The sequence below is a fragment of the Fretibacterium sp. genome (assembly GCF_057312375.1).
Map to the genome: position 1 here is coordinate 1 of NZ_DBHLDX010000055.1, position 12,874 is coordinate 12,874.

At 67.2% G+C, this 12,874-nt stretch carries 10 protein-coding genes and 2 pseudogenes; 6 read left to right on the plus strand and 6 right to left on the minus strand.

Features of this window, described 5'->3' with window-relative positions:
• From ACO41U_RS08130 to ACO41U_RS08155, 6 genes and pseudogenes are all read left to right on the plus strand, one after another.
• A pseudogene (locus tag ACO41U_RS08130) lies at positions 1 to 546 on the plus strand (TRAP transporter large permease); the annotation flags it as partial.
• Between the two features lie 13 nt (positions 547 to 559).
• Complete coding sequence (locus ACO41U_RS08135) at positions 560 to 703, plus strand: hypothetical protein (RefSeq protein WP_485943035.1); 144 nt, start codon at positions 560 to 562, stop codon at positions 701 to 703.
• A gap of 16 nt (positions 704 to 719) precedes the next feature.
• Positions 720 to 1,892, plus strand: coding sequence for a succinylglutamate desuccinylase (locus ACO41U_RS08140; protein WP_485943037.1), 1,173 nt, complete (start codon positions 720 to 722; stop codon positions 1,890 to 1,892).
• A gap of 24 nt (positions 1,893 to 1,916) precedes the next feature.
• Positions 1,917 to 3,701, plus strand: coding sequence for a gamma-glutamyltransferase family protein (locus ACO41U_RS08145; protein WP_485943039.1), 1,785 nt, complete (start codon positions 1,917 to 1,919; stop codon positions 3,699 to 3,701).
• 55 nt (positions 3,702 to 3,756) lie between these two features.
• Positions 3,757 to 4,884: a deacylase gene (locus tag ACO41U_RS08150; protein WP_485943041.1), complete on the plus strand. Its 1,128-nt coding sequence runs from the start codon at positions 3,757 to 3,759 to the stop codon at positions 4,882 to 4,884.
• Position 4,885: 1 nt separating this feature from the next.
• Positions 4,886 to 5,965 (plus strand): deacylase, encoded by a 1,080-nt coding sequence (locus tag ACO41U_RS08155; protein WP_485943043.1) that lies wholly within the window; start codon positions 4,886 to 4,888, stop codon positions 5,963 to 5,965.
• Between the two features lie 98 nt (positions 5,966 to 6,063).
• On the opposite strand, the gene ACO41U_RS08160 is transcribed toward ACO41U_RS08155, so the two are convergent.
• The 6 genes and pseudogenes from ACO41U_RS08160 to ACO41U_RS08185 form a co-directional block, all read right to left on the minus strand.
• Positions 6,064 to 7,221 carry an MFS transporter gene (locus ACO41U_RS08160; RefSeq protein ID WP_485943045.1) on the minus strand — a complete coding sequence of 386 codons (1,158 nt, stop codon included), beginning with the start codon at positions 7,219 to 7,221 and terminating at the stop codon, positions 6,064 to 6,066.
• A 50-nt stretch (positions 7,222 to 7,271) separates the two neighbouring features.
• On the minus strand, positions 7,272 to 8,384 hold the full coding sequence (locus ACO41U_RS08165; RefSeq protein WP_485943047.1) for an FAD:protein FMN transferase: 1,113 nt from the start codon (positions 8,382 to 8,384) through the stop codon (positions 7,272 to 7,274).
• A gap of 132 nt (positions 8,385 to 8,516) precedes the next feature.
• Positions 8,517 to 9,665 (minus strand): glycine/sarcosine/betaine reductase complex component C subunit alpha, encoded by a 1,149-nt coding sequence (gene grdD, locus ACO41U_RS08170; protein ID WP_298781858.1) that lies wholly within the window; start codon positions 9,663 to 9,665, stop codon positions 8,517 to 8,519.
• 13 nt (positions 9,666 to 9,678) lie between these two features.
• Complete coding sequence (gene grdC, locus ACO41U_RS08175) at positions 9,679 to 11,220, minus strand: glycine/sarcosine/betaine reductase complex component C subunit beta (protein WP_485943049.1); 1,542 nt, start codon at positions 11,218 to 11,220, stop codon at positions 9,679 to 9,681.
• Between the two features lie 165 nt (positions 11,221 to 11,385).
• On the minus strand, positions 11,386 to 12,690 hold the full coding sequence (gene grdB / locus ACO41U_RS08180) for a glycine reductase complex selenoprotein B (protein WP_485943051.1): 1,305 nt from the start codon (positions 12,688 to 12,690) through the stop codon (positions 11,386 to 11,388).
• Between the two features lie 89 nt (positions 12,691 to 12,779).
• A pseudogene (locus ACO41U_RS08185) lies at positions 12,780 to 12,874 on the minus strand (glycine/sarcosine/betaine reductase complex selenoprotein A); the annotation flags it as partial.

Sequence of the window (12,874 nt, forward strand, 5' to 3'; positions counted from 1 at the left end):
TACTGGCACTTTCTGGGGATGCCCGCCATCTTCCTGATCGCCGCCGCGTCGGCCCTTCTGACGGGGGTGCGGTGGAACCCCATGGAGGCTGCGGCCGAGGCCATCGACGACTCCCTGCCCATCATGAGCGTCCTCATGGGCGTGGGCATGTTCATTCAAGTCATGACCCTGATCGGAGCGGAGGGCTTCGTCGTCGTTTCGGCGCTGTCGCTGCCGTCCTGGGGGCTTTTGGCAAGCGTTCTGATTGCCATGCCGCTCTTCGGCGCAATCTCTGCCTACGGGTCGGCCTCCGTGCTGGGAGTGCCGTTTCTCCTGGCGTTTTCAGGGCACGACGTCGTGATCGTGGCCTCCGCGCTGGGGATGCTGGCGTCGCTGGGCGACCTCATGCCGCCCGGCACGCTCTCGCCGTTCTTCGCGGCCCGTGCGCTGGGCGTGGAGGACCGCTTCAGGATCGCGCGGCGCTGCCTGTGGCCGGGCGTGACCGTGGCGCTGTGGTGCCTCGCCGTCATCCTGATGAGCGACGCCATTGCGCGCCACATCCGGTAGAGGAGGGGATACGATGACGCTTTTCTACAGGGGAATCCTGGCCTTGATGACGATCCTCGTCCTTCGCTGCATGTTTCGGGAGCGTTCCTTCTGGCGGCAGTTCGCCGATGCGCTGGTCCTGATCCCCATGATCCTGCGCATCCTGATGATCAAGTGACGGGGAGGGCGTCCGGATGAAGGGGTTTTTCGCAAAAGAACGCGGAAGCGCGCTGACGGCGCTCCTCCTCTGCGTCGGGGTCGGCCTGACCTCCTGGGCCGCGGCACGATCGTTCATGTCGATGTGGGAGCTGGACGCTCTGGCCCCCGCGCCGAGGTTTGAGCGGCACAGGCTCTCGGAGTGGGAGCCGTCGCTTTCGGGGTCGCCGGGCGACACCCTCGTCTTCATCCAGCAGGGGAGAGAGCCGGGAGGGACGATCTTCATCATGGGCGGCATCCATGCCAACGAGCCGGCGGGGTACATGGCGGCCGTCGTGTGCCTTGAGCGCGCGCAGGTGGAGCGTGGGCGGCTGATCGTGATGCCCTTCTCCAACCTGTCCGCGCTGACGCACAACTCGCCCCAGGACGCCGCGCCGCAGCACCTCCGCTTCACGCGGGACGACGGCACGGTGCGGAGCTTCCGGTGCGGTTCGCGGGCCACGAACCCCATCCATCAGTGGCCCAACCCGAACACCTACGTTCACTTTCCGTCGGGGCAGGAGCTGGACGGCACCTCGCGGGCGAACCAGAACCGCGCGTTTCCCGGCACGCTGGACGAGGGACTGACGCAGCGGGTCGGCTACGCCATCACGGAGATGCTGCGGGCGGAGCGGGTGGACCTGGCCTTCGACCTGCACGAGGCCGCTCCGGAGTACCCCGTCGTCAACGCCATGGTGGCCCACGAGAACTCGATGGAGCTTGCGGCCGTGGCGGCGATGGAGCTTGAGATGATGGGGATTCCCATGCGCCTTGAGCCGTCGCCGAAGAACCTGCACGGGCTCAGTCACCGCGAGTGGGGCGACAGCATCCCGACGCTGCTGCCCATCCTGATGGAGGCGGCGAACCCGGGGCAGGGACGTCTGAGGGGGCGTACGGACGAGGCCCTGTTCCTGACGGGCGTGGACAAGGCCTACGTGCGCGCCGCCGCCCTGGGCCGCCTCTTCGTCCCCTACGACGGCAGCCAGCCCATCCAGCTGCGCGTGGGCCGTCATCTGGCCGCCCTCCAGGCCGTGTTGAGCGCGATGGAGGAGCTGTACCCGGACCGGGCGGCTGTGGTGTCCGGCATTCCGGGGTTTGAGGAGGTCGTGTCGCATGACGTCGGGCATTGGCTGAACCCGCTTCCCGGCCCGATACCCAATCGCATTTTATAATGGAGTTAAGGAGGAGGTACTCTCATGAACGGAAGGTTTAGAAGGCTGCTGGGGCTGAGCCTCGTCGTCGCCCTGACCGCGATTGCGCCGGCGTCGGCCGTCACCGTCGGAAAGGTGCTGAGCTCCGACAAGGGCATCGTGGCCGCCGCGCATCCCCTGGCTGCCGCAGCCGGAGCGGAGGTCCTGGAAGCGGGCGGCAACGCCATCGACGCGGCCGTTGCGACGAGCCTCGCGTTGGGGGCGGTGGAGCCCTACGCCTCCAGCCTCTTCGGAGAGGGCTACATGGTGGCGCGCATGGCGGACGGGCGCACCTGGTCCATCGACTTTCGCAGCTGTGCGCCCGCTATGGCCAGCTACGAGCAGATGGCCCAGGAGGGCTTCAAAACGACGGGCGAGATGAAGCTGAAGCTGCAGGGCGCCTGCGTTCCCGGACTTCCGGCGGGCATCCGGGAGATCATGGCCAGGGGGGCGACAAAGCCCCTGGCGGACTTGGCGGCCCCCGCCATCCGATACGCCGAGGACGGCTTTGAGGTCAACCAGACGTTTTCGCAGATATGCAAGGACAACTTCAAGACGCTCAGCGAGAACGCGCCCGACTTTTTGAACGAGGGCCTCGCGTGGGAGTCTGGGGAGACCTTCAAGAACCCGAAGCTGGCTGCGACGCTGCGCCGTCTGGCGGAGAAGGGCCTGGACGACTTCTATCGCGGCAGCGTCGCCGACGACATCGACGCCTTCATGAAGGAGAAGGGCGGCTGGATCCGCAAGGAGGACCTGCAGGCCTACCGCGCCGTCGAGCGCACCCCGCTGCAGGGCCGGTACAAGGGCTACAACATCACCGTGGCCGGGCTCCCCGTCGGCGGCCCACGCCTGATCGAGAACATGAACCTCTTCGAGAACTTCAACTTTGCCGCCATGGGTTGGGATGACCCGCTGAGGCTGCACATCATGCAGGAGGTGTTCCTGCTGACGGCTTCGGACCTGAGCGCCTACGTCGGCGACCCGGCGTTCAGCAGGACGGCTGAGCGCGGCATGGCGAACAAGGAGTACGCAAAGCTGCGCCTGATGAGCGTCAAATTGAGCGGCGCCACGACCTCCGAGGACTGGGCAGCGGGCAAGAGCAGAGCCGGGGATGCCCCCGCGTTCGAGGAGGGGATGGGCCTGAGCGATTACCTGACCCTGCCTGCGGCTGCGGCCCTGCCCGCGCAGGAGCAGTTCGAGTCCGCCTCCACGACGCACTTCTCCGTCGTGGACCGCTGGGGCAACGCGGTGGCCTGGACTCAGACCATCTCCGGCTTCTTCGGAACGGGGTACTGGCTGGACGGCTTCTTCCTGAACAACGAGATGGGCAACTTCTGGAGCCGGCCGAGCCCCGAAGGGAACGGCGTCAGCGACATCCAGCCCGGCAAGCGCGTGCGCACCACGATCTCCCCCATGATCGTGGACCGCGCCGGCAAGGTGCGCTGGGTGCTGGGCACGCCGGGCGCGGGACGCATCGTCCCGACGCTGTGCCAGATGCTGATCGACCTGATCGACTTCAACATGTCGCTGGAGGAGAGCATCAACAGCCCGAAGATCATGAGCTCCTTCAACTCCGGGGAGGGGGTCTCCCTGATGGAGATGGAGAGCGGCTACTCCGAGGACACCATCAGGGCCCTGGAGCGGGGCTTTGGCTACAAGGTCGAGATCAAGAAGTTTCCTGACCTGTACTTCGGCGGCCCCAACGCCATCGAGCGCGGCCTGTTCGACGGTCGCCTGACCGGCGTGGGCTCCGTGCGCCGTGGGGGCGCAGCCGCTGCGCCGGAAAATTAGACGACGGCCCCTCTTTAAGGGGCCGTCCTCCATTTTTGCCTTGGGAGGTCTTTTCATGTCTTTCATGTCTTATGAGAAACTGCGGCGTGCAGCCGCTTTCGCTGCGCTCATGGCACTCTTCCTCGTCCGCGTGCCCTCCGGTGCGGAGGCGGCCTTCTTTCGTCCCGACGTCCGTCCCGGATACGGCGTGACGAAGATCGGCTGGCTCTCCGACTACTGTGCCCCCCTGAAGGGGACGAACCTGGATGCGCCCGTCTACTTCATGGAGGGGGCGAAGCCCGGCGCGACGATGCTGATCCTTGGCGGCACGCACCCTCGTGAAATCGCGGGGCACACGGCGGCCCTCGTCGCCGTCGAGAACGCGCGCGTGTTGGAGGGGCGCCTCATCGTCATTCCGGCGCTCAACGCCAGCGGCTACAGCCTGCACGACAAGGCGACGAATCTCCCCCGGGGCCACAGGATCGAGACGCGGAGCGGCGCGCGCCTGCTCCCGTTGGGGGATCGGCGCGTTGACGTAGCGGACCAGGGGCAGCCGGACCCGGACCAGTACCGCCATCAGTCCGGCGAGGTCATCCCAGACTCGAAGGGCGGCGACGGGGCCGAGACGCGCAACATCAACCGCGCCTACCCCGGCCTTCCGGACGGGACGCCCACCCAACAGGCGGCTTACGCCGTCGTGCAGCTGGTGCGGAGCGAGGACGTGGTCCTGGAGGTGGACATGCACGAGGCGGACACCCCCAGTTGGTGCCTGGACCCCAAGACGGGCGAGACGCGGCAGGGTGGGCGGTTGGCCTACATGCTGATCTGCAACCCCAGGCCGGAGGCCATGGAGATCGGCGCCGAGGTCGTGGTGAACGTTGGCGACGCCGTGGGCTTCCCCCTGAAGGTCGAGCAGTCGAACCGGAAGTTCCGCGGCCTGAGCCACCTCGAGATCGGCGACGCGACGCCTTGCCTCTCCTTTCTCTTCGAGACGCCGAACCCGGGGCAGGACGACTGGCGCGAGGTGCCCGACGTCATCCGTGACGTCCGCTTCCCGCTGAAGCACCGGGTGGGCCTTCAGCAGCAGGTGTTTCAGGAGCTCGTCAACGTCTACAACGCCGGCCACGACAAGCGCCTCGTGATCGAGGGCCTGCCGGACTACAAAACGCTGATGGAGCAGGACGTCGGCGCGTGGCTGAACTGACATGGCGGCGGCACTGAGGCGGGCTGCCTGCCTTCTGCTGGCGCTTGCCCTGTACTACCCCACCTCCTGCGCGCAGGCCGCGTTCCGCCTGGACGTGCGGCCGGGCTACGGGCTTACGCGGATGCTGTGGCTCTCCGATTACAACGCGAACCTGCGAGGGAGCGACTACGACACGCCGGTCTACCTCCTGAGCGGAGACAGGCCGGGCGCCACGGCGCTGGCGATGGGCGGGACCCACGCGCGGGAGATCGCGGGCGTCGCGGCGGCGACGCTGATGGTGGAGAACGCCCGCGTCCTGGAGGGGCGACTCTTCGTCGTGCCGTGCGTCAACGCCGCGGGCATGTCCGTGCCGGACAGCCTGGGGAACCGCCCCCGCGCGCTCGAGGTGGCGGGCCGGAGCGGGGCGCGCTTCCTGCCATGGGGCGACCGGTACATTCCGCTGCGGCCCGGAGAGAAGGACCCTGAGGCGTTTCGTCATCCCTCAGGCTTCGTGCTGAAGAACGGTGCGGAGTGGCGCAACATCAACCGGAACTATCCCGGCAGGGCCGACGGGACGCCGGCGGAGCGGGTGACCTTCGCCGTCATGGAGCTGATCCGGCGGGAGGGCGTGGCCTTCAGCCTGGACATGCACGAGGCGCGGACCTTCGAGGACGCGATGAACCCCAAGACCGGCAAGGTGGGCAAGAACAGCCTGCTGGCGAACTCGCTCATCGCCCACCCCAGGGCGCTGGACCTTGCGGCGGAGGCGCTGTTCCTGCTGGAGGAGCGGGGGACGTCGATGAAGTTGGAACAGTCCGCGCCGGGCTACCGCGGCATCTGCCACTACGAGATCGGGGAGAACACGGACTGCCTGGCGTTCCTGTCGGAAACGCCCAACCCCGGCATGAACGAATGGAGCGCCAGCCCTGACCCGCTGGGGCTGCGGGGGTACCCCATCGCGGAGCGCGTGGGGATTGCCGTCGAGGTGTTCCGCGCGCTGTGCGCGGCGTACAACGACCACTCCGAGCGAAAGATTGTGGTCGAGGGGCTGCCGACGCGGGTTGAGGTCCAGCGCGACGGCCTGGCGGGCTGGCTGAATTAGAGGCACTCGCTGCGGAGGAGGAGACCACCTCCTTTGAGGGGGATCTGCTCCTCCTGCCAACGAGGACACGAAGTGCTGCAGCCTTGCCCCTTCGCGCCCTACGCCGCCGTCCTCGTCGCTCTTCGATGCAGCGCCAGCATCACGAGGAAGCCCGCCAGGGCGAAGGGCGTCCCCATCAAAGCCGTGTAGGGATAGCTCAGGCCCAGCTCCCGAACGGGCAGGGCGCCGGCCCAGGCGCCGATGGCGTTGCCCAGGTTGAAGCCCACCTGCGCGCAGGCTGCCCCAAGCATCTCACCACCCGGCGAGAACCGGATGGCCAGGAGTTGCTGCGGTGCGGAGAGGGCGAAGAGCACCCCCGTCCCCAGGAACGTCAGTCCCAGGGCAGCCCAGCGATTGGCGAAGAAAAAGAAGATTCCCGTCAGCAGGAACAGGATCGAGCCCTGAAGGGTGAGGATGACCTTCGTTGGGGCGAATCGGTCCGACAGGCGGCCGCCCAGCAGGTTGCCCATCACCATGCCCAGCCCGGCCCAGGCCGCGATGAGCGTCATCGCGTGGGGGGAAAAGCCCGCCGTCCGGGTGATCAGGGGATTGATGTAGCTGTACCAGCAGAACAACCCGCCGTTGCTCAGCGTGATCCCCAGGAGCAGCAGCCAGGGCTTCGCGTCCCTCAGGAACCGGAACTGCCCCCTGAACCCCCGGTCCGGGAGCGGCTCCTGATAGGGGATCCAGAAATGGACGGCAAGGATCATGAGGACGCCTAGGACGACGGTGGCGATGAAGGGCGCGCGCCAGGAGACGAAGCTCGCCGCCAGCGTGCACAGGGGGACCCCCGCCATGTTGGCCACGGTCATCCCGGCGACCATAGCGGACACCGCGGAGGCCTCGCGCCCTGCCCTGGCCGTGCGCTGGGCGATGATGGACCCCACGCCGAACCACGCCCCGTGGGGCAGCCCTGCGATGAATCGGGCGACCAGCAGCACGTAAAAGGAGGGAGCCAGCGACGCCGTCAGGCCTCCCGCCGTGCAGAGGCACGCCAGGGCCAGCATGATGCGCTTCAGCGGCTGCCGCCGCGCTACGACCACCACCAGGGGCGCGCCGACGCACACGCCCAGGGCGTAGGCCGAGATCAGGATTCCGGCGGTGGGCACGCTGACCCCCAGCGCCGCTGCAGCCGGCTCCAAAATGCTCATCATCACGTACTCCGTGATGCCGAGCTCAAAGGTCCCCAGCGCCAATGCCAGCAGGCTCTTGTTCATCAAGACCGTCCTTTCGCAGCCGAGCGAAACGCCCTTCAGGGGGTCGCCCGCTAAAAGTATTGGACCGCGGCCCGGCTTTCGCGCACGCAGCGCCGCAGGTTCTCCGTGACCAGGACCTCCACGTCCCGGAGGGTCAGTCCCTTCTCCACCGCGAGGCCGTCCCTGCGCCGGACCAGCACGGCGCCCAGCTCTGGGTGCGCCCTCAGGAACTCCATGGAGCGGGCTGACCCCATGATCATGAAGCTGGTGGCCAGGGCGTCCCCCAGGGCTCCATCCGGGGTGACCAGGGTGGCCGAGAGCATGTCGTTCCGCACAGGCCGTCCCGTCCGCGGGTCGAAGAAGTGGGAGTAGCGTACGCCGTCGATGACCTTGTAGCGCTCGTAGGCGCCGGAGGTGATGACCGCCGTGTCCCTCACCGCAAGGGCCAGGAGCGGCCCGCCCCCGTCCGACAGAGGGTCGCGGATGCCGATGTTCCAGGGGCTGCCGTTTCTGTCCCCCAGGAGCTGGACGTTGCCCCCCAGGTCGATCAGGGCCGCGGGGACGCCGCGTCGGCTCAGCCCCTCCGCGATCCGCGCCGAGGCGTAGCCCTTGGCGATGCCGCTGAGGTCCAGCACTGCGCCGGCCCGCTTCAGCCGGATGGCGGGCGGGGGGCCGGGGAGGAGCTCAAGCCCCTCCGGGTCCGTGAGGGGCAGCAGAGCGTCCAGGCTGGCCTGCTGGGGCAGGACAAAGGCCTGGGGGTCTGTCTGACGGCGGTTGATCCGCCAGAGCTTCGTGACGGGGCCGATCAGCGGGTTGAAGACGCCCCCCGTCGTGTGGCAGGCCTCGACGGCCCGCGAAACGGCGGCGAAGATGTCCGGAGGAACGATCACGGGGCCTCCTCCGGCGCTGCGGTTGACCCGCGACAGGTCGGAGCCCTCGTCGTAGATCGAGAGCTCGTGGTCCAGGCTCGTCAGGAGGCCGAAAGCCCAGTCCAACGCGGCCTCGGCCTCCGCCTTGGGAAGTCCCGCGACGCGGAGCCGGATCACCGTGTTCATGGCCAGGCCGTCACGCTGCGCCTCCACAGGGCGTTCCTGACCCGGCCAAAGCGCAGCGAACCCCAGCAGGAGCGCCAGGACGGCGGCCCCCAGGGCGCCCTTTAAGCTTCCTTTTCGTATGATGGACACGCTCGACACCTCCCAACGCATTATAGCGGTTTTCGTCCTGGCGTGCAGCATCCGGGCCGTCCCGATGCGTCCTGACGACAAAAGACGGGCCCTCCCAAGGGGAGGGCCCGCCCGACGTTTCGGCGTTCTGTGCTACAGGTATCCGTTCTGCTTCAAGAGCTCTCTGGCCTTGTCCATGTGGCGGGCCGGCATCTTGATGACGGGGCCGGTGCAGCCCATGGCGGACTCGGCATAGATGTTCGCCTTCCACAGGACCTTGACGGCGTTGTCGATCTCCAGGACGTCGATGCCGAGCAGCTCGTCATCGGTGGGCTCCGCGGCGGGGGCCTTCACGTCCTCCTCCGCTGCCGCGGCCTTGGGCGTCAGGGCCGCGATCTCATCGTCGAGCCCTGCCTTGCGGGCCGCAGCCAGCTCCTCCGCCACCAGGGCCGGAAGGCCTGCTGCCACGACGGCCGCCGTGAAGCCCATGGCGTTCGCGATGACCGGCGCGCCCGACGCGCGGGAAACGATGGAAACGACGTTCTTCCAGCCCTCGCCGCAGGAGGGACCGTAGCCCCAGCCCGTGGCCTCGAAGGAGCCGCCCGTGGTGAAGGAGCTGAACATCTTGCACAGCACGTTGCCGGTCAGGGTGTCCGTCACGCAGACGTCCACGGCGCCGCTCAGGATGTCGTTGCCCCGAAGCACGCTGCCGCCGTCCGCCCGGGTGGACTGGCCGAAGGTGATGTCGTAGCCCTTCTCCTTCATGTGGGAGAGGGACCGGAAGACCGGCTGCGCCGTGTCCACGTTCAGGATGCCCACTGTGGGGTTCTTCAGGCCCAGCGCCTTCGCCGTGGCGATGCCGTAGATCGCGTTGCGCAGCATGGCCTCGCCGCGCGCGGTGGAGGAGGTGCCGGTGGTGGAGGCCAGGATCATGGGGGTGCCCCTGCCGGGGGTCAGGACCCGGCCGATGGTGGTGACGCCCAGGGGGAAGGGGAAGTGCATCGCCACCGCGCCCTCCACGCGCCCCTCCTTCACGGCGGCCTCGAGCGTCGCGGGGACGTCCTCCGCCGAGCACTCGATGTACTCCAGGTCCTCGTAGCCGGGCAGGCGCGGCCCGATCAGGACGGGCTTGACGTTGTGGTAGTTCTGCATGGCCAGGCGCGCGCCGCGCGCGATCTCCTCCGGCCCATGCTCGCTGCCCGCGGCCATCAGGCCGACGCGGACCTTGGGGCCTCCGCTCCTGGCGGATTCCACGAGCTCTGCCAGGGCCGTGCCGACTAATTTTTTGATCGCATCAGACATAGCCCGTGCCCTCCTAATTCAGCTTCTCCGCGACTTCGGAGAGCGCCTCCAGGATCAGGGACTTCACGTCCTCCTTGCTGACGGCCGCTCCCGATGCCCCGCTGCCGGTGGGAGCCTCGATGAGGAAGGAGGCGCCGTCCGCCAGGTTGGTCAGGCGCGCCAGGAAGAGGCTGCCCTTGCCGATGATCATGACGCGCTTCATCTTACCCGCCCGGATGCCCTCGCAGGCCGGGCCGATGAAGGGCGCTCCCGCCGGGATGTGTCCCTGCGTGGGGGCGTAGCCCACCGTCCCGTGCTCCTTGATGAAGGAGTCCATGTCGGCCTTCTCGATGGCCTTCTTCATGACGGCTAGGGCCGCGATCATCTTGATGTTGGCCAGGGGCACGTCGCCCGCGCCGGCCGGCATCGTGATCTCGTGGTTCTGCAGCTCGGGGGCGAAGCGATCGACGTCCGCAAAGGTCAGCCCCGCGGCCTGGAGCGGCTCGAAGGTCAGGGCGGAGGTGACGGCCTGGGGGGCGCCCCCCGCGCCGACGGTGTGCTTGCCCAGGACGTCCAGCCGCATGACGGGGTTGGTGCCGTCGTCGGGGACCAGCAGCACGGCGAAGCTGCCCACGCAGTCCTCCAGGGCCTTCAGGCCCTTCTTGACGTGGTCGCGGCTGTTCATGTAGAGCTTCGGGATGGAGCCGCCCGCGACCACCGCGATGTTCTTGCGCGCGCCCGCGGCCACCTGGGAGGCCGCTGCAATCATCGCGTTGACGGGGCCGGCGCAGAAGCCGCGCACGTCGCATCCGGAGGCGTTGGTGCAGCCCGCGACCTCGGCGATGGCCTTGGCGAAGTTGCCGCCCGCCCTCTGCCCCACGTCGCCTGCCCCCTCCTCGGAGCACTCGATGACGAAGTCGAGGTCCGTCGGGGCCATGCCGCTGTTCTTCAGCAGGTGCAGCAGGGCGAGGACGCCCGACGCCTTGCCCGCCAGGTTCTCCATCAGGACGTGGGCCGTGAGGCAGGCGTCCGTGGGGTGCCCGCTGCGGACGCAGCCCACGACCTTATGGTCGAAGTAGAGGGGCAGCGCAGCGCGGTCCTTGACCTCCTCCTCGATGGCGGAGAGGTCCTGCATGTTCTTCGGGCGCAGCACGCGCTTCACGATGGCCTCCGTGATGATGGGGTCCTTGCCCAGCTTCTCGGCCGCCGCGGCCGCGAAGCCCTTCTCCAGCCACACCAGCTCGAACTCGTCGCAGGCGGAGATCAGCGCCAGGAACTCGTCCTCCGGCATGATCTCGCCGAACTTGCCGTAGCGCTTCGCGCCGCTCAGGCGGTTGTCGATCCAGGGAGCCTTGGCCGCCTCGAACTCCTCGTAGCTCAGGCCGCCGATGTAGGCCTGGTTGGGCGCATACTGCAGGGCCTCCTCGTAGGTCTGCAGGTGCTTGGGCAGGGCATCGACGTACTCCTTTTCCTTGCCGCTGTGACGGGCTTCGTAGGGGGTGCCGCCGTAGTAGCTCCCCGTCTCGGGCGCGTGGTTCAAACAATAAGCGTAACTTTTGATACCGACTGTGGACATCCAGAGTCCTCCTTCAAAAAGAGCTTGCGGATCACCCCCATGGGGGTCCTTATATCATACCTCAAAATTCTTCCGGGCGAGGGGCGTAGCGTCGCTGCTGTAGTGGGTTGGGAACAAAACAGGGGCCCGGAAACAGCTCCTGGGCCCCTTGAAGATGGCGTCCTGCTATTCCGTGAACACCGTCTGCTCCGAGATATCCGTCTGAAGCGCCTTCAGGGCCCTCTCGACGAGGCGGCGGCGCAGAGCCTTTTCCTCCTCCGGCGTCCTCGTGGGATCGCCAAGCGGGTGCGGGATCGCGACCGTGGGGACGATTCGGTTCGCGCCGACCGTGAGGGAGATGGGGACGATTGTGCACATGTGAACGACCGGCAGCTTGCGCTCAATTTCCTTGACCATCGTTGCACCGCAACGAGTGCAGGTGCCTCAGGTGGAGGTCAGGATGACGGCCGTGACCCCGTCCGCCACCAGCTTGTTGGCGATCTCCGCGCCGAAGCGCTTGGCGTTGGCCACGGCGGTTCCGTTCCCCACCGTCGTGAAGAATTTATTGTACAGCTTGCCGATGACGCCTTCCTTTTCCATATCGCGCAGCACGTCCACGGGCAGGACGCGGTCCGCGTCCTGGTCGGCGTAGGTGGCGTCGTAGCCGCCGTGGGCCGTGCGGTACTTGTCGGTGGTCAGGTCCATCACGCCCGTGATGTCGTACTCGCCGTAGTGGCTGGCGCTCGAGGCCTCGATGTGGTCCGGGTTCCCCTTCGGGACGATGCCGCCCGAGGTCACCAGGGCGATCGTGGCGTGCTTCATGTCCTTCACCGGGGGCTGAGGGGGAACGCGGTCGAAGACCGGCATCTTGTACTCGGTCTCGAAGGGAAGCCCCTTCATCTTGGCGACGAACATGTCGACGCAGCGCTCGGCGGCGAGTTTTTCGTAGAACTTGTTCTTGCGGATGCCGCGCTCGATGTAGCCCTCCTCCGCCGGCTTGCCCAGGGGCTCCTTCTTCAGGAGCTTCATGAGCAGCTTCGCCATGGCGGGGACGGCCTTCTTCATGCCGACGGCGCTGTCCGGCGTCTCCACGATGTAGAGGGCCTTCTTGTACATCTCCACGCCGGGGTTCTCCGGGTACATGCCGCTGACCACGGGGATGCCCAGCTCCTTCGCGACGGCCGCGCACATTGCGCCGCAGGCCGTGCCGTAGCGGCCCGCGTTGAACGCAGGCCCGGCGATGAAGGCATCCGGCTTGTACTTCTTGATCATCTCGATGATGTCCGCGCTGGCCTTCTCCATGTTGGAGGCGAAGTAGGAGTCCCCGCAGATGACCGTGGCGACCACCTCGGCCTCGAAGCCCAGGGCGCCCTTCAGGGCCGTGCCCGGTCCCACGACGCCCTCTCGAATTTCGGGCTTGTAGTCGGCCTTTTCCTCTCCACCGATGCCAGCGTAGAACTGGTTGATGTAGTGAACGATGCGAAATGCCATGTCAATCCCACCTTTCCTGAGTTGCATCCAATCAGATGATATGCTGGTCTGCGTTGATCGCAGACGGGCAAGTTCAGTCACCAGGGCGATTAATCGATCGCACCCTCGCTGTACTGGTCGCGCATGCCCTTGACAGCGGCGGCCAATGCCTCCGGATCAAGCACCATCTCCATCATGCTGATCT

What these genes read in the sequence shown, in the direction of transcription:
- ACO41U_RS08135 (WP_485943035.1), top strand. Translation starts at nt 560, where the DNA reads ATGACGCTTTTCTACAGGGGAATCCTGGCCTTGATGACGATCCTCGTC.
- ACO41U_RS08140 (WP_485943037.1), top strand. Translation starts at nt 720, where the DNA reads ATGAAGGGGTTTTTCGCAAAAGAACGCGGAAGCGCGCTGACGGCGCTC.
- ACO41U_RS08145 (WP_485943039.1), top strand. Translation starts at nt 1,917, where the DNA reads ATGAACGGAAGGTTTAGAAGGCTGCTGGGGCTGAGCCTCGTCGTCGCC.
- ACO41U_RS08150 (WP_485943041.1), top strand. Translation starts at nt 3,757, where the DNA reads ATGTCTTTCATGTCTTATGAGAAACTGCGGCGTGCAGCCGCTTTCGCT.
- ACO41U_RS08155 (WP_485943043.1), top strand. Translation starts at nt 4,886, where the DNA reads ATGGCGGCGGCACTGAGGCGGGCTGCCTGCCTTCTGCTGGCGCTTGCC.
- ACO41U_RS08160 (WP_485943045.1), bottom strand. Translation starts at nt 7,221, where the DNA reads ATGAACAAGAGCCTGCTGGCATTGGCGCTGGGGACCTTTGAGCTCGGC.
- grdD (WP_298781858.1), bottom strand. Translation starts at nt 9,665, where the DNA reads ATGTCTGATGCGATCAAAAAATTAGTCGGCACGGCCCTGGCAGAGCTC.
- grdC (WP_485943049.1), bottom strand. Translation starts at nt 11,220, where the DNA reads ATGTCCACAGTCGGTATCAAAAGTTACGCTTATTGTTTGAACCACGCG.